The organism is Streptosporangium sp. H13245 (assembly GCF_055690525.1).
Genome location: NZ_JBSZKT010000005.1, coordinates 267,328 through 281,913, shown reverse-complemented (window position 1 = coordinate 281,913; position 14,586 = coordinate 267,328). Strand labels below are relative to the sequence as shown.

The window sequence follows — 14,586 nt, the reverse complement described above, 5'->3', positions numbered from 1 at the left end:
CGGATTCCCGGCCGGGGTTGAACGGCATCGGGCGGGGATTCAGGCGACCTTGGGGGTGACGCGCATGCCGATGTACACGCACTCGGTGCCGTCGGTCAGGGTGGAGAAGACCACCGGGATGTGCTCCCCTCCGAAGGCGGGACCGCCGGAGGCGGCGAACACCGTTTCCGACACCGGCACCAGGTCCATTTCCAGGGGCGGGGAGAAGTCCTTCATGCCGTCGACGAACTCGTACCGGATGTGCGCGCCGTCGGCGTCCTGGGTGACGGTGGTGACGACGCCCTCGCGCCGGTAGGTGCCCACCAGCCGCGTCATGTCCACCGCGGGCGGGTTCGCCACCGGTCCGAAGGCGCCCGGCATGCGCACCCCGGCCAGCTCGTCCAGCAGTTCCCCGAACAGGTCGGCGTACAGCCCGCCGGTGCCGCCGCCGTTGGCCAGCAGGACGACGGCCACCCTCGCCCCCGGAACGACGCGCAGGTAGGAGTACTGGCCGATCGCGGCGCCGTCGTGACCGTAGCCGGGGACGCCGTCCCAGTCGTACAGGGTCCAGCCGAGGCCCCAGCCGTCGGCGCCGACGGTCCACTTGTCCGGGCTGTCGACCACGCGCCGCCGCATCTCCTCGGCGGCACCGGCGGACAGGACCCGGGTGCCGTCGGGGGCGACGCCGCCGTCCAGGTGCGCCCGCGCGAAGCGGGCGACGTCGCCCGCGGAGATGATGACCCTGCCGTACGGCCCTGCGGAGCGCGGCATCAGGTCCCAGGCCGTTCGGAGGGGGACGGCGTGCCGGGGCGTGCCGACGACACCGGTGCCACCGGGGCACCGGCCGGAAAGGATGGAACCGCCCTTGGGGACGGGCCAATGGACTTCGCCGAAGGAGGGAACCGTCTTCGGGAGACGGCCTCGCGGTTTCACGGCTTCGCGGCCTTGCGGCTTCGCAGTCTTGAGGCTTCGCGGCTTCGCGGTAATGGGGCTCGGGTTGAGGGGGACCGACCTCGCGGACGGTCCGGTGGCGTCAGGCCAGGACGAACTCGTCCCGACCGCGATGGGCCGGGACAGGCTCGTTCCGGTGTCGCCGGGTTAGGACCTGCTCGTCCCTGTGTCGCCGGGTAGTTCGCCGGAGGCGCGCAGGGCGTCGCGGCGCTCGCGCCACTCGGCCGCGAGCGCGGGCATCCGCTCGACGAGGAACTCGGCGAAGGCGGCACCCTCCAGGAGACGCGCCCGCCGGGCCGGGGGCGCCTCGTCCAGCACCTTGAGACCCTGGCGCGTGAGCGCGCCGAGCGAGGTGTACTCGGAGGGCTTGTCGACCATCCTCAGCCAGATCGCGGGGTGGAGGCTGACGCGATCCACCCGTTCACCGGCGGCGCGTGAGCGCTGGATCCAGGACCACTCCTCAAGCATGGAGACGGCGCTGCTGACGGCGGTGCGGCTGGCCCGCAGCGCCTCGCCGAGCTCCGCGATGGTCTGCTGCGGCGGGTCGCAGATGAGGAGCCACCCGGCCACCCGGCCGGTCATCGGGGGCAGGCCGTTCTGCCGCGCGAAATGACGGCCGACCTCGTCGGCGTAGGCAAGCTCGGCCTCGTAATCCATGTCACCGACATTACCCACATAACCGAAATAACGCAAATCTCCGACATTTGCGATGCAGTTGGCCTGTCACCCCAGAGACCGGCTCGCCACCTCAAAGATGCGGCCGACATGCCCCGAGATACGACCCGGCTTGCCACCCCGGAGGCGCGGCCGACCTGTCACCTCGGATCTGTGGAGGGCCAGGGCGAGCCGACGCGAGTGCGATCGGTCCAGGTCAGCCCGGTCTCAGTCTCACCCCGGCCCCGCCTCGTCTCGTGCCGTCCGGCGACTCGTCCATCCGGCAAGCGGAGCGATCCGCCCCACCGGAACTGCCGGTCCATGCTCAACCGGCCCTGTCCCGCCGGATTCTCAGCCGCCGAAGGCGGGGTAGCCCGGTAGTGGGGGGACGTCCCAGTCGCCGGCCACCTCCCGGAGCAGCAGGCGCATCGTCTCCGCGAAGGCCGGGAACTCCTCCAGGGTGCTCGCCATCTCCCAGCGGTGCCTCAGCAGCTGCCGCAGCGTGGGGACGGGACGCCGGGTCCTGTGCGTCGGCCCGTCCGTCGCCGTACGCGGGAGCAGGGTGGTCGTCATGTACACCGTCCAGAGCGCGATCGCCCGGCGGACCCCCGGCTGCCAGATCTCGTCCTCGGCCAGTTCCGGGTACGCCTCGACGACCTCCGCGCGGTACGTCTCCTCGATCCTCTCCGCCAGCCCGGCGGGCAGGGTGAAGACGCACCAGCAGGTGGCGAAGGGCATCCGGCAGTACGCGGCCGTCATGAAGACCGGCTGGTAGCAGGCCGACTCGAAGTCGATCAGCCGCAGGCCGTCCGGGGTGAGCAGGTTGTTGTCCGGGCAGGTGTCGCCGGGGGTGAAGGCGAGGTATTCGTCCGCGCCCGTCTTCGCGATCCGTTCCAGCTCCCCGGCCAGCTCCGGCGGCGCCTCGATTCCGTTCCCGGCGAGCGCCGAGGGGAATCCGGCCGCGTACTCCAGGGTCCACGGCTCCTCGTCCCAGGACGGCACGCCCAGACCGTACCGGGCCGACAGGGAGGCCAGGTCGGCACGCCGGCGCACCGACGCGGCGGACAGCTGTCCGAGCCCGCGCGCCCAGGCCGACAGGCCGTCCAGGGCGGCCTGCGGATCGTCACCGAGCAGTACGTCCGCGAGTGTCGGCGCGGTTCCGAGGTCCTCCATCACCAGCAGCGGGACCGAGGCGTCCACACCCAGCAGCTCGGGACCGGCCAGCCGCATCGAGAGCCCGGCCGCCTCCGCGGTGAAGGCGCGCAGGCCCTCACGCTCCGCGCCGTACTTCTTGACGACGACGCTGCCGCCCGAAGCCGTCCGGCAGCGCAGGACCACGCTGCGCGGGTTGCCCCCGAGGTCCACCGGATCGGACAGCTCGACGCCCACCACTTCGCTCGCGGCCCGCAGGATCGTATCCATCCCGGCATTCTGCCCTTCGCGAGCCGGACGAGAAAACTCTATTTCAGCCGGTCGGGAAGCCCGGACGTCAGCGACCCCGGAGGCACGGTCGTCATCTGGGGCGTTTCCGTGGCGTGGAGGGCCGCGAGGAGTTTGTCCATCGCGGAACGGGCGCTGGCGGAGGCGTACGGGCCGACGGCGGCCAGGGCGACCACCAGCGCGGCGGCCTCGCCGGGGGTGAGGGACAGCGGGGCGAGCCGGGAGGACGTGTCGAGGCGGTAGCCGCCGCCGGGGCCGGATCGCACGGTGATGGGCACACCGGCCTCCCGCAGCCGGGCGATGTCGCGTTCGATCGTGCGTACGGCCACGCCGAGCCGTTCGGCGAGCAGGTGGCCCGTGGTGGCGCGCGGGGCGCGGGCCCGGAGTGCCTCGATGAGCGCGTGCTGGCGCTCCACCCGGCGCAGGACCAGATGCTGGTCCATGGATTCGGCGGAGCGGTTCCGCGCCGTCGGCATCGGGAGATCCTCTCGCCATGACCGACACCGGCGTGTCGGTCACCCCAGCCTAGGGTCGGGTCATGGAGATCGAAGACTTCCTTTTCCGGTACGCCGACGCTCTCGGCGCGGGGGACCTTGACGGTGTCGCCGCCTGTTACGGCTATCCCTCCCTGATTCTCGGCGACGAGGGCGTGCAGGCCGTCGGGGGCGCGGCCGATGTGAGAACCGCCTTCGACGGAGCCGCCGAACGCTACCGCGCCCAGGGTCTTACCGGGATACGCCCGACGATCGGTGAGACGACCCGGATCACCGAACGGCTCGTCGACGTCAAGGTGCGCTGGGAGTATCTCGACGCCGAGGGCGCCGTCCGAGCGGAGGGGCACTACCGCTACACCCTCCGCGACACCGGCGGCGAGCCGGTCATTCACGTGGTCGTCCCGATCCCGGCCGCCGGGTTCGGAGCCCGAGGCGTCGGCACCTCCCGGTGAGACCCGTCGACCGGCCCGTCATCGCCCGGAAGCCCGGCCCGCATCGCCCGGGAGCCGGAAGCCGGAAGCCGGTCCGGGGGGTTCACCCCTGTCCGGGCGGACCGTGGCGGGACGAGCGTCGCGACGGACCGTAATCACCGGCCTCACGATTCCCGACAAAACGACGGGCCGGAGAAGGCGCCCGGGACGGGGTCACCCGCGCGCCGCGCGCCGCCGGGAGGAGTACGCGTACGGTCTCGGGGACACCGCGGCCGGGATGTGCCAGGCGGACGGCAGGGCCCAGCGGCCGAAGACGACCTTTCCGCCGTCCGGTGCCGGGTAGTGGCCCCACTCGTCGGTGCACATGCCGACGAGCCGCAGGCCCCGGCCGCTCTCGTCGTCCTCCTCCGCCTCGGCGACCTCGGGCTCGCCGTCACAGCTGTCCCAGACCTCCGCGAACAGGTCACCGGCGGTGAGGCGGAGCCGCAGGAGGATCGGGAACGGGCCGGCGGCGCGGGCGCGGCCGGGCGGATGGCCGGAAGCGGGCGGGCGGGCGTAGCCGTACGGGACGGGCGGGGTGGCGGTGGCCTTGATGGCGTTGGTGGTCATCTCGGAGACGACCAGGACGCAGAGGTCGGACAGCTCCTCCAGGCCCCATGTCCGCAGTTGCGCGCGCGTGAAGTCGCGCGCCTGGGAGGCGGCGGCCGGCTGCGCCGCCAGCCGAAGTTCGTTCGCGTCCAGGAACAGGTGGTCGGCGGCGTCCAGGTCAAGGTGAAACGGTGAGTGCATCGATCCCGGCCGTTCGACGGGGAGCACGGTCATTGGTGGCTCCAGGGAAGTTCAACGGAGGTACGGTCGCGCGCCCCGGCGCAGGATTGAGGGACGCCCCCGCCCGAGCGGTGAGACCACGCGGATCTGACACGGCTCCGGCGTTGTCCTCAACCCTGCTGCACGGAGCGTGCTGGAAACAGGCGACGGCACCGAGTCTGTTCGTCACTCTCGGAGGTCATCTCGCCCCGTAGAGCGACGGCGGTGCAAGTAGCGGTGATCTGGTCGCCGGTTTACGCACTCGACGGTCACCGAACGTGATCGGCCGGTAACGTTCGGCCCGAAGAATCGCCGCCGGAGAACCCGCCGGGAGGGGCCGAGACGATGCCACGTGCACCGCGCAGCGTCAAGCAGCAGATGGACGCCTTCAGCGCTGAGCTTCGCGAACGTGGTTTCACGTGGGCCGAGGTCGCCGCTGAGTTCAAGCGACGCTGGCGCCTCAACTCCCGCCAGGGCTTCCGCGAGGCGCATCGCCTGACACAAGCCAAGGTCTGCCATCTATGGAACGAGTACTGGCCGAACGAGCCGCTGACGACCCGGAAACTCGGGTCGTGGGAAGCGTGGCCCGGCCCCACCGGCAACGAGCCGCCGATCGCCGGGCTCAACCGGCTGGCACGCATCTACCAGTGCCGCACCGCCGACCTGGTCGACGGTGAAGATCACCGCGATGCCGACGAGCACAACACACCGGCCGTCAGGTCCCGGGGGCGGGAGCTGGTGGCGGCCGGGGCGGCGGGCAGCCTCCGCCCCGGGGACCTCCGGGGGGTGCTGGCGGCCCTGCCCGCCCTGCCCACGGGACCCGTGCCGTTCGGGACCTCGCGCGACGAGGAGTACGACGCCCTGGTCCAGGCGCTCGCCCAGTGGGCGGCGACCTTGAAACGGCGCGACGTCCTCGCCCTGATCAGGGCCGCCGCCGCGGCGGCGGCGGCCTCTCCGCTGCTGGCCCGGCTCAACGACGACGAGCTCGACCGGCTCGCCCTGATCGCCGCCGAACCGTCCCGGGTGGACGAGGCCACCGTCGACCACATCGACGCCGTGCTGCACCACTGCATGCGCCAGGAGGACACCCTCGGCCCCCAGTCGGTGCTGGGGACCGTGCTCGCCCAGCACCACCTGGTGCGGTCGCTGATCCCGGCCGCGTCGACCGACGAGGTGCGTGACCGGCTGCTGTCGCTGCTGGCCAACATCTGCCGGTTCACCGCCTGGGTGCTGTTCAACCTCAACGACTTCAACGGGGCGAACCACTACTACGAGCAGGCCAAGTTAGCCGCGCACCAGGCCGACGACGACGCGATGAACAGCTTCGTCCTGGCCAACTGGTCGCAGCTGGCGACCTGGCGGGGCGACCCCAGGCAGGGCGTCGAGCACGCGCTGGGGGCACTGGCCTGGGGGCAGCGCGCCAACAGCAAGCTGCTGGTGTCGTACGCGTGTGACGTGGGGGCCCGCGCCTACTCGGCGGTGTTGCGCCGGTCGGCCAAGAGCGACCGCCACAGGGACCACGCCCGGTGCATGACCAGCCTCGACCAGGCCCGCCGCGAGCTGGGGCACGCGGGCGAGGGCGACGTGGGGGCCAAGCTGCTCTACTTCTACGGTGACGGGCAGTATCTGTCGACCAAGACCAAGTGCCTGCTGGACATGGACGACGCCCAGACCGCGGTGGAGATGGCCTCCCGGTCCCTGGCCAGGATCGATCCGGCGTTCGTCCGCAACATGGCGTTCAGCCGCCTGGATCTGGCGCGCGGGCACCTGCGGCTGCGCTCCATCGACGAGGCGTGCGAGCAGATCGGCGAGGCCGCCCGCCTCACCTGCAAGAACACCTCGCCGCGGCTGGCCCGCTCGGTGGTGGAGGTCCGCGAGACGCTGAATCCGTGGGCGAGAACCCGCCAGGTCGCCGCCCTGGACGAGAAGCTGCACACCTTCCAGCTCATCGCCTGACGGCTTCCCGCCCTTCGTGATCTTCGACCGGCGCGCACCGGACGTCACCCTTCGCGGTCTTTGACCGGCACGCACCGGGCGTCACCCTTCGGGGTCTTTGACCAGCGCGCGCCGGGCGTCACCTGTCGCGATGGATCAAAGTGCGCCGGATGTCACCCGTCGCGGTCGGTCAGCGTGCGCCGGGCATCTCCTCCAGCACCAGGACGTCGAAGACGGGGGCGGGGATCGGCGGGTCCATCAGCTTGTGGGACACCTTCCGCCATCCCCACCTCCGGTAGACCTCCCGGGTCCGTACGGCCTTGGGCTGCACCGAGAGGGTGGCCCGCTCGGCCCCGGACCCCGAGAGCAGCTCGTCGTGGATCCGGTGCCCGGCTCCGGCGCCCCGCCGTTCGGCCAGCACCCCGTAGTCGATGACGGCGAACGTCCTGGTCCCGGTCTCGGCCGCGAACTCCTCGCCGACCGGTTCCGCCAGCCTGCTCCACCAGAGGGTGTCGGCCGGCAGCAGGTATCCGTACCCGAACCCGATGACCTTCGGCCCGGAGCGCGCGGTGGTCAGCCGGAACCCCGGCCGGTCGACCAGCCTGGGGAAGTAGGAGCGCTGGTTGGCGAACTCCGCGGCGTTCCCGTTGAACGGGGGCAGTGAGAACACCGCCTCGTAGAGCTCGCAGATCGTCCCGGCCAGCGCGAGCGCCTCCCGGCGGCCGTGTGTCTCTATGGTCAGCTTGCCGATGGGGGTCGTGTCGGTCATGCCCTTCTCCTCGCCTCCGCCTTGCCGTCCTCCCCCCTCCGGGGGGCTCCTTACCCGTGGACGGGCGCGGTAGCCGCTCCGGTTCCTGCGGAGAGGACGGCTTTTCGTGGAAGGGGCGGTTTTCAGGAAGGGGACGGGTCAGCTCTTCGTGAGGTCGGCCAGCGGTACGGAGAGGTCGGCGAGCCGGCCGGGGTCGACGGTCGCGCCCGCGCGGATCAGCTCCTGCGCCGGTGCGATGCCCTCGTCCCACTGGTTGACGTGCATGCCCGCCACGACGCGCCCCCCGGCGAGCCAGAAGGCGTGGAAGGCCCCCGACTCCAGGTCCCCCCGGATGACCACGGAGTCGTACCCGCCGGGTGCGAACCAGCCGGAGAACTCCATGCCGACGTCGTACTGGTCGGTAAAGAAGTACGGGGGCCTGTCGTAGACCACCTTCTGGCCGAGCATGGCCTTGGCGGCCGCCGCTCCCCCGTTGAGGGCGTTGGCCCAGTGCTCGACGCGGACGCGGGTGCCGTACAGGGGGTTGAACGCGTTGGCCACGTCACCGGCGGCGTAGACGTCGGGGTCGTCGGTGCGGAGGGACTCGTCGACGAGGATCCCGTCGTCCACGGCCAGGCCCGCCCGCTCGGCGAGTTCGGTGTCGGGGCTGACGCCGATACCGACGATCACGATGTCGGCCGGGATCTCCTCGCCGTCGTGGGTGGCGACCGCGCGGACGTGCCCGGGGCCGAGGAGGCCGGTCACCTCGCGGCCGAGCCGTACGTCGACGCCGTGGCGCCGGTGCACATCGGCGAAGAAGGCGCCCAGCTCGGGGCCGAGCGCGGCGTGCAGCGGCACCGCCCTCGGCTCGACGACGGTCACCTCGCAGCCGTACTCCCTGGCGGCGGCGGCGGTCTCCAGCCCGATCCAGCCCGCGCCGACGACGACCACCCTCCTGCCGCCGCCGCGAACGGCCTCGCGCAGCCGCTCCGAGTCGCCGAGGCTGCGGAGGTAGTGCACGCCGTCCAGGTCGGCGCCGGGCACGTCGAGGCGGCGCGGGGAGGAGCCGGGGGCGAGCAGCAGCTTGTCGTACCGGACGCGCCGCCCGTCGTCGAGGTCCACGTGGTGCGCGGCCCGGTCGAGGTCCGTCGCGCGGCGCCCGAGGAGCGGTTCCACGGAGTTGGCGGTGTACCAGCCCTCGTCGTGGACGTAGAGCTTGGCCTTCTCCTCCTTGCCGAGCAGGTATCCCTTCGAGAGCGGGGGCCGCTCGTAGGGAGGCTCGGTCTCGGCGCCGATCAGCGTGATCCCGCCCTCGAAGCCCTCGTCGCGCAGGGACTCCGCCGCCTTGGCACCCGCCAGGCCCGCTCCGACGATGACGAACGTCTGCTCGGTAGTCATAGGTTCCTTCCTACTCCGATTCCCGTACCGGTTCCAACGATCGCGGGAACCGGCGGGCCGTGCGACCTTCCCCGAACCGGCCTGGCCTGGCCGGAACACGGGTGAAGCAGAGCGGGACGCGATTCCGGAATACATCGTGGCCGACATGACGAAGAAAGCCTTCTCGTCCCTCTCACCACACATGGAAAAATCACATGAAACCGCCGAGGACATCGTTCCCACAGACCGGAGAAGACACTCAATACTCTCGGATGACAGGACAGGGAAATTTTCGTTTACCCGGCCGGAAACGGAATTCCACTCCCCTCCAAAGGAGGTCGGATATATTTTCCAGGCCATCAAGATCGCGCCGCTGACGGGGATATCGATGAGCTCCGCCCACGGCGCGCTTTTTTGATAAGGAGCATGCCGTATGCCATTGAAGCGACGATTTGCCCGAGTCACGGTCAGCTGCGCCTTCGCGGTGGCCGCCGTGCTGAGTCTCGGAGCCTTCTCTCCCGCGCCGCCAAGCGTTCCGGACAGCCCGCCGCCCGTACTCCAGCCCGAGGGACCCACCTTCCAGTCGTGGGAGCCCGCGCCCCAGCCAGAAGAGATGGCGCCGCCGCCCAAGCCCACCGTGCGCGCCCTGACGGCCGCGGAGATTCGGGGAAAGGGACTCGATAAATACATCGACATGTCCCGCCAGAAGGAAACGGTTCCCAGCATCATCGACACGGACCAGGGGAGGTTCACCAGCAACCTCCTCCCTCCCGCGAAGCGGCCGGGAAACACCGGTCCCGCCAATTTCGCGACGGGCTGCTGGTATCTCGCGACGACATACGGATATCCCGCTCTCCAGGGAAGCGCCTACCACACCTGGTGCGGTGACGGCGTCCGGGTCACGTACACCTCGGCCAGTTGTACCGGGAGCACGAGCCTTTCCACCTATCTCTACGAGGGCTGCCAGAACGTCCAGGCGTACGGGGTCGGCTGGAATGTCTGGGACGTCACCGACAAATGGCGTTTCTGCACGGCCTACAACCGTTTCACCGGCGTGTGCTCCTCCCGGATCTACCCGTGGCAGAAGAACCGCTACGGCGCCAACGGCCAGGTCTGGCTGCTCGACTGGGGCAACTAGGGGGTGACCCTCCGGCGGCGCGCGGGCGAGGCTCGTCCGCGCGCACCGGCCGAACGGGACGGCCACCTCGCGATCATCCGGGATCGCGAGGTGGCCGTCGGCATGTCCGGGCCGAGCACGGGACCCGCACGCGAATTTCATCACTTGTTGACTTCCTGATTTCCCGGGCTTACCGTTGCGGCAACGCATTGGTTGCAGTGGTGCAAGGAGTTGCCCCGATGGATCCCGTGGACGGCGCGGAGCGCGACCGGATGGCCGATGACATCGGCGACCTCCGCCGGGCGCTGATCCCCGGTCTGCTGCTCCATCTGCTGAGCGGGTTCGAGGGCGACGAGCCCTCCATGATCCAGATCGCCACGCTCTACACCCTCGACGTCCCGGCCGCCCCGACGCTCCGCGAACTCGCCGGGCGCGTCGGCCGGTCCGTCTCGGCCACCAGCCGCCTGGTCGACCAGCTCGTACGGCGAGGGCTGGCCGACCGCAGGGAGGACTCCGGCGACCGGCGGGTGCGGCGGATCGCCCTCACCCCCGCCGGAGCGGATTTCCTCCGCACGTTCGAGCGCGTCCGGGCCGACGCGCAGCTCGAAGTCATGGCCCATCTGACCGCCGAAGAACGCGAGCTCGTGACCCGGGCCATGACGCTTCTCGGCGAAGCCTCAAGGAGACGCACCCATGTCGAAGCCGCTCATCCTGAAATTCGATGACATCGGGGCGGAGATACTGCCCCTGGTCGGCGGCAAGGCCGCCAATCTCGGCGTGCTCACCGCCGCCGGGCTTCCCGTTCCCCCCGGTCTGTGCGTCACCACCGAGGCCTACCGCAGGGTCACCGAGCGAGCCGGGCTGGAGGACGTGCTCGCGGCGCTCGCCACGACGGCCGCCGGGGACGTGCCCGCCCTGAACGCGCTGGCCGCGAAGGCCCGCGAGCTCGTGCTCACCGCGCCGGTCCCCGACGACATCGCGAACGCCGTGCGGAACGGCGCGACCGGTCCCGTCGCGGTCCGCTCCTCCGCGACCGCCGAGGACCTGCCGCACGCCAGCTTCGCCGGGCAGCAGGACACCTACCTCAACGTGGTCGGCGCCGACGCCGTGCTGGACGCGGTCCGGCGGTGCTGGGCCTCGCTCTGGACCGACCGGGCCGTCGCCTACCGGGCCGCGAACGGCATCGGCCACGACACGGTGCGCCTGGCGGTGGTCATCCAGGAGATGGTCCAGTCGGAGGTGGCCGGGGTGATGTTCACCGCCAACCCGGTCACCGGGCGGCGGCGCGAGGCGGTGATCGACGCCAGTCCCGGCCTCGGCGAGGCCGTGGTCTCCGGCGCGGTCAACCCCGACCACTTCGTGGTCGACACCGCCACCGGCGAGATCACCGAACGCCGCCTCGGCGACAAGCGGCTGGCCGTGCGGTCGCTGGCGGGCGGCGGCGTCGAGCACGTCGAGGCGCCGAGCCCGACCGGCTCCCCGGAGAGCGTCTGTGTCACCGACGCGCAGCTCAAGAGGCTGGCCGAACTCGGCGACCGGGTCGAGCGGCACTACGGGGCACCCCAGGACACCGAGTGGGCGATCGACTCCGGCGGCGTCCTCTGGCTGACCCAGTCGCGTCCCATCACCACGCTCTATCCGATCCCCCACCACGCGGAGCCGTCCGCAGACCCGGGCGGCACGGGCGGCACGGGCGCGCGGGAAGAAGACGGCACGCGGGTCTACTTCTGCTTCAGCCTGGCCCAGGGTCTCTACCGGCCGATCACCCCCATGGGCATGTCGGCCTTCAGGCTGCTGTCGTCGTCGGCGTTCGAGATCCTGGGGCTCCCGGTGGCCGACCGGGTGGCCGGGGCCCCCGTCGTCGCGGAGTCGGGCGGGCGGCTGTTCTTCGACGTCACCGGCTTCATGCGCGGCAGGGTGGGCCGCGTGGCCTTCCCGAAGGTGCTCGACGTGATGGAGGCCCGGTCGGCGAAGGTGCTGCGCGGCCTGTTCGACGATCCCCGGTTCGGCGTCACCCAGCCCTCGCTGCGCCCGCCCCTGCGCCGGGCGGTCAGGGTCGCGTCCCGCTTCCGCGTTCCACAGCGCGCCGTACGGGCCCTGCTCAAACCCGCGTCGGCGCACCGGGACGTGGAGCTGCTGGACGCGCGCCTCCGGAGGGAACTGGCCGCGCCCGAGGGCTCCACCCCGGCCCGGCGTCTCGACCACGTCGAACGGGTGCTGAGCCGCCAGGTGTTCCCGCTGCTGCCGATCATCGCTCCGGCGGCGGCGGCCGGGTTCGCGATGCTCGGGCTGGCGGCCTGGGCGCTGGGGAAGCGGGCCAGGCCCGGTGAGCTGCAGACGGTCCTGCGCGGGCTGCCGCACAACGTGACCACCGAGATGGACCTGGCGCTGTGGCGGCTCGCCACCCGCGTCCGCGAGGACCGCGACGCCGCCTCCCTGCTGCTGGGCACCCCCGCCACCGAGCTGGCCGGGCGCTTCCGCGCCGGATCGCTCCCCGGTGTCCTGGGCAGGGGCCTGACGGACTTCCTCTCCGTCTACGGCGTCAGGGCGGTCGCCGAGATCGACCTCGGGCTGCCGCGCTGGTCGGAGGACCCGACCCACATCATCGGCGTCCTCGCCAACTACCTGCGGCTGGAGGACCCGGCCCTCGCCCCCGACGCCCTGTTCGCCAGGGGCGCCGCCGAGGCGACCCTCATGATCAAAACGTTGAGCGGGCGCGCCGGAGGTCTTCGCGGATGGTTCGTCCGCTTCGCGCTCGGCAGGACCCGGGCGCTGGCGGGCCTGCGCGAGATGCCCAAGTACGCCATGGTGACCGCCCTGGCCGCGATGCGGGCCGAACTGCTGGCCGTCGGCGCCGAGCTTGCGGCGCGCGGGCTGCTGGCGAACGCCGACGACGTCTTCTTCCTGACCTTCCGCGAGGCCAGGGCGGCCCTCGCCGCTCCGGCCCCGCCCGGTCGCGCGCCCGGCACCGGGCCGGTCACCTCCCCCGCACCGGCGCGAACCGTCACCTCCCCGTCCGGCGAGACCGTACGGCCCGCGCTGGCGGAGCTGGTGGCGCGGCGGCGCGAGGAGACCGCCCGCGAGCTGCGCCGCAGGCACGTCCCCCGTGTCCTGCTGTCGGACGGCACCGAACCGGAGGCCGTCTCCGTACGGGCGCCGGTGGACGGGGCGCTGACCGGCACCCCCGCCTCGGCGGGCACCGTCACCGGCGTCGCCAGGGTCGTCCTCGACCCGGTCGGCGCGCACCTGGAGCCCGGGGAGATCCTGGTCTGCCCCTCCACCGACCCCGGCTGGACACCGCTGTTCCTCACGGCGGGCGGCCTGGTGATGGAGATGGGCGGCGCCAACTCCCACGGCGCCGTGGTGGCCCGCGAGTACGGGATCCCGGCGGTGGTGGGCGTGAGCGGGGCGACCGAGCACATCGTCACCGGCCAGAAGATCACCGTTGACGGCGCCTCCGGCGTCGTCACCGCCACCTGACCGGGCGCGGCTCGTTCACGACTCGTTCGCGGGTCCCATGGACGAGACCGCTACGGGCGGCGTCGCCAAAGCACCTGCTGCACCGTCTTCAGAAGCCGACTCCGGGAAGATTCCTTCGGGAAGCTGTTTTCGAGGAGACACCTCCGGGAAAGGCGGGGATCATGCCCTCCACCCAGGTCGCCGTACTCGGCGAGTGCGTCGCCGACGCCTTCACCACGAACGGCGCCCCGGGCGACTCCCCCACAGCCGAATCCCCCACAGCCGGTTCCGCCTCGGATGACGTCCTCGTCCCGGGTGGCGCGCGGGACGAACTCGTCCTGCGCGTCCTGCCCGGCGGCGGCCCCGCGAACACCGCGGTGGCCCTGGCACGCCTCGGCACCGCCACCCGCTTCCTGGGGCGGCTGTCGGGTGACGCCTTCGGCACCCTGTTCCGTACGCACCTCGGCGCCTCCGGGGTCGACCTGACCGGCTGCGTCGACGCCTCGGAGCCGAGCACCCTGGCGGTGGCGACCCTGGACGAGTCCGGCCAGGCCCGCTACTCCTTCCACGCCGACGGCGCCGCCGACTGGGCGTGGAGCGCGGCGGAGCTGACCGCCGAGCGGGTCGGTGACGTCGCCTGCCTGCACACCGGCTCGCTCGCCCTGGTCCGCGCGCCGGGCGCGGAGGTCGTCGAGGAGGCGCTGGCGGCGACCGCGACCCGTGCCACGATCTCGATCGACCCCAACGTGCGGGCCGTGCTCGTCGCCCCGGCCGTCTACCGGGAGCGGATGCCCCGGTGGTGCGCGCTGGCCGACATGATCAAGCTGAGCGACGACGACCTGGAGCACATCCATCCCGGCGAGCCGGTCGAGCGGGTCTGCGACACCTGGCACGACGCCGGGGTGCGCCTGGTCGTGGTGACCCGGGGCCCGCTGGGGGCGCTCGTCTCCGTCGGCGGCGAGCGCGCCACGGTCCCCACCCCGCCCACGGAGGTCGTCGACACCGTCGGCGCCGGTGACTCCTTCACGGCCGGGCTCCTGCACCGGTTGCACGCCTCCGGCCTGCTGGGCGGGCGGCTCGACCGGCTCGACCTCGACCTGGCGGTGGACGCAGCGACCTTCGCCGCCAGGGTCGCCTCGCTCACCTGCTCGGTGGCCGGGGCCAACCCGCCGTGGGCGCGCTGACCGGATTCTC

The 14,586-nt window shown here is 71.8% G+C and carries 14 protein-coding genes; 7 read left to right on the top strand and 7 right to left on the bottom strand.

Annotated elements, in window-relative coordinates:
- Positions 1-39: 39 nt before the first annotated feature.
- The 4 genes from ACW9TB_RS12805 to ACW9TB_RS12790 all read right to left on the bottom strand — a co-directional run bounded on the left by ACW9TB_RS12805 (position 40) and on the right by ACW9TB_RS12790 (position 3,500).
- On the bottom strand, positions 40-912 hold the full coding sequence (locus ACW9TB_RS12805) for a serine hydrolase domain-containing protein (protein WP_472748193.1): 873 nt from the start codon (positions 910-912) through the stop codon (positions 40-42).
- Between the two features lie 165 nt (positions 913-1,077).
- Positions 1,078-1,587: a GbsR/MarR family transcriptional regulator gene (locus ACW9TB_RS12800; protein ID WP_472748192.1), complete on the bottom strand. Its 510-nt coding sequence runs from the start codon at positions 1,585-1,587 to the stop codon at positions 1,078-1,080.
- Positions 1,588-1,935: 348 nt separating this feature from the next.
- Entirely contained in the window at positions 1,936-3,006 is a 1,071-nt protein-coding gene (locus tag ACW9TB_RS12795) for a hypothetical protein (RefSeq protein WP_472748191.1), read from the bottom strand.
- 38 nt (positions 3,007-3,044) lie between these two features.
- On the bottom strand, positions 3,045-3,500 hold the full coding sequence (locus tag ACW9TB_RS12790) for a helix-turn-helix transcriptional regulator (RefSeq protein ID WP_472748190.1): 456 nt from the start codon (positions 3,498-3,500) through the stop codon (positions 3,045-3,047).
- A gap of 62 nt (positions 3,501-3,562) precedes the next feature.
- Between ACW9TB_RS12790 and ACW9TB_RS12785 the strand changes: the two genes are divergently transcribed.
- Complete coding sequence (locus tag ACW9TB_RS12785) at positions 3,563-3,970, top strand: hypothetical protein (RefSeq protein ID WP_472748189.1); 408 nt, start codon at positions 3,563-3,565, stop codon at positions 3,968-3,970.
- Between the two features lie 192 nt (positions 3,971-4,162).
- Here ACW9TB_RS12785 and ACW9TB_RS12780 read toward each other — a convergent pair whose 3' ends face one another.
- Positions 4,163-4,771: an ATP-binding protein gene (locus tag ACW9TB_RS12780; RefSeq protein ID WP_472748188.1), complete on the bottom strand. Its 609-nt coding sequence runs from the start codon at positions 4,769-4,771 to the stop codon at positions 4,163-4,165.
- A gap of 330 nt (positions 4,772-5,101) precedes the next feature.
- On the opposite strand from ACW9TB_RS12780, the gene ACW9TB_RS12775 reads away from it, so the two are divergent.
- Complete coding sequence (locus tag ACW9TB_RS12775; protein WP_472748187.1) at positions 5,102-6,712, top strand: hypothetical protein; 1,611 nt, start codon at positions 5,102-5,104, stop codon at positions 6,710-6,712.
- A 169-nt stretch (positions 6,713-6,881) separates the two neighbouring features.
- Here the strand turns inward: ACW9TB_RS12775 and ACW9TB_RS12770 are convergent, their stop codons facing one another.
- Together ACW9TB_RS12770 and ACW9TB_RS12765 are read right to left on the bottom strand one after the other, a co-directional pair.
- Positions 6,882-7,460 carry a GNAT family N-acetyltransferase gene (locus ACW9TB_RS12770; protein ID WP_472748186.1) on the bottom strand — a complete coding sequence of 193 codons (579 nt, stop codon included), beginning with the start codon at positions 7,458-7,460 and terminating at the stop codon, positions 6,882-6,884.
- 138 nt (positions 7,461-7,598) lie between these two features.
- Positions 7,599-8,837 (bottom strand): NAD(P)/FAD-dependent oxidoreductase, encoded by a 1,239-nt coding sequence (locus ACW9TB_RS12765; RefSeq protein ID WP_472748185.1) that lies wholly within the window; start codon positions 8,835-8,837, stop codon positions 7,599-7,601.
- Between the two features lie 145 nt (positions 8,838-8,982).
- Between ACW9TB_RS12765 and ACW9TB_RS12760 the strand changes: the two genes are divergently transcribed.
- The 5 genes from ACW9TB_RS12760 to ACW9TB_RS12740 all read left to right on the top strand — a co-directional run bounded on the left by ACW9TB_RS12760 (position 8,983) and on the right by ACW9TB_RS12740 (position 14,576).
- On the top strand, positions 8,983-9,234 hold the full coding sequence (locus ACW9TB_RS12760) for a hypothetical protein (protein WP_472748184.1): 252 nt from the start codon (positions 8,983-8,985) through the stop codon (positions 9,232-9,234).
- Between the two features lie 15 nt (positions 9,235-9,249).
- On the top strand, positions 9,250-9,954 hold the full coding sequence (locus ACW9TB_RS12755; protein WP_472748183.1) for a hypothetical protein: 705 nt from the start codon (positions 9,250-9,252) through the stop codon (positions 9,952-9,954).
- Positions 9,955-10,172: 218 nt separating this feature from the next.
- Positions 10,173-10,658 carry a MarR family winged helix-turn-helix transcriptional regulator gene (locus tag ACW9TB_RS12750; RefSeq protein ID WP_472748182.1) on the top strand — a complete coding sequence of 162 codons (486 nt, stop codon included), beginning with the start codon at positions 10,173-10,175 and terminating at the stop codon, positions 10,656-10,658.
- Positions 10,627-13,413: a PEP/pyruvate-binding domain-containing protein gene (locus ACW9TB_RS12745; RefSeq protein WP_472748181.1), complete on the top strand. Its 2,787-nt coding sequence runs from the start codon at positions 10,627-10,629 to the stop codon at positions 13,411-13,413. Before ACW9TB_RS12750 ends, ACW9TB_RS12745 begins: the two co-directional genes overlap by 32 nt.
- A 161-nt stretch (positions 13,414-13,574) precedes the next feature.
- Positions 13,575-14,576, top strand: coding sequence for a carbohydrate kinase family protein (locus ACW9TB_RS12740; protein ID WP_472748180.1), 1,002 nt, complete (start codon positions 13,575-13,577; stop codon positions 14,574-14,576).
- The last annotated feature ends 10 nt before the right edge of the window (positions 14,577-14,586 follow it).

What these genes read in the sequence shown, in the direction of transcription:
- ACW9TB_RS12800 (WP_472748192.1), bottom strand. Translation starts at nt 1,587, where the DNA reads ATGGATTACGAGGCCGAGCTTGCCTACGCCGACGAGGTCGGCCGTCAT.
- ACW9TB_RS12795 (WP_472748191.1), bottom strand. Translation starts at nt 3,006, where the DNA reads ATGGATACGATCCTGCGGGCCGCGAGCGAAGTGGTGGGCGTCGAGCTG.
- ACW9TB_RS12790 (WP_472748190.1), bottom strand. Translation starts at nt 3,500, where the DNA reads ATGCCGACGGCGCGGAACCGCTCCGCCGAATCCATGGACCAGCATCTG.
- ACW9TB_RS12785 (WP_472748189.1), top strand. Translation starts at nt 3,563, where the DNA reads ATGGAGATCGAAGACTTCCTTTTCCGGTACGCCGACGCTCTCGGCGCG.
- ACW9TB_RS12780 (WP_472748188.1), bottom strand. Translation starts at nt 4,771, where the DNA reads ATGACCGTGCTCCCCGTCGAACGGCCGGGATCGATGCACTCACCGTTT.
- ACW9TB_RS12775 (WP_472748187.1), top strand. Translation starts at nt 5,102, where the DNA reads ATGCCACGTGCACCGCGCAGCGTCAAGCAGCAGATGGACGCCTTCAGC.
- ACW9TB_RS12770 (WP_472748186.1), bottom strand. Translation starts at nt 7,460, where the DNA reads ATGACCGACACGACCCCCATCGGCAAGCTGACCATAGAGACACACGGC.
- ACW9TB_RS12765 (WP_472748185.1), bottom strand. Translation starts at nt 8,837, where the DNA reads ATGACTACCGAGCAGACGTTCGTCATCGTCGGAGCGGGCCTGGCGGGT.
- ACW9TB_RS12760 (WP_472748184.1), top strand. Translation starts at nt 8,983, where the DNA reads ATGACGAAGAAAGCCTTCTCGTCCCTCTCACCACACATGGAAAAATCA.
- ACW9TB_RS12755 (WP_472748183.1), top strand. Translation starts at nt 9,250, where the DNA reads ATGCCATTGAAGCGACGATTTGCCCGAGTCACGGTCAGCTGCGCCTTC.
- ACW9TB_RS12750 (WP_472748182.1), top strand. Translation starts at nt 10,173, where the DNA reads ATGGATCCCGTGGACGGCGCGGAGCGCGACCGGATGGCCGATGACATC.
- ACW9TB_RS12745 (WP_472748181.1), top strand. Translation starts at nt 10,627, where the DNA reads ATGTCGAAGCCGCTCATCCTGAAATTCGATGACATCGGGGCGGAGATA.
- ACW9TB_RS12740 (WP_472748180.1), top strand. Translation starts at nt 13,575, where the DNA reads ATGCCCTCCACCCAGGTCGCCGTACTCGGCGAGTGCGTCGCCGACGCC.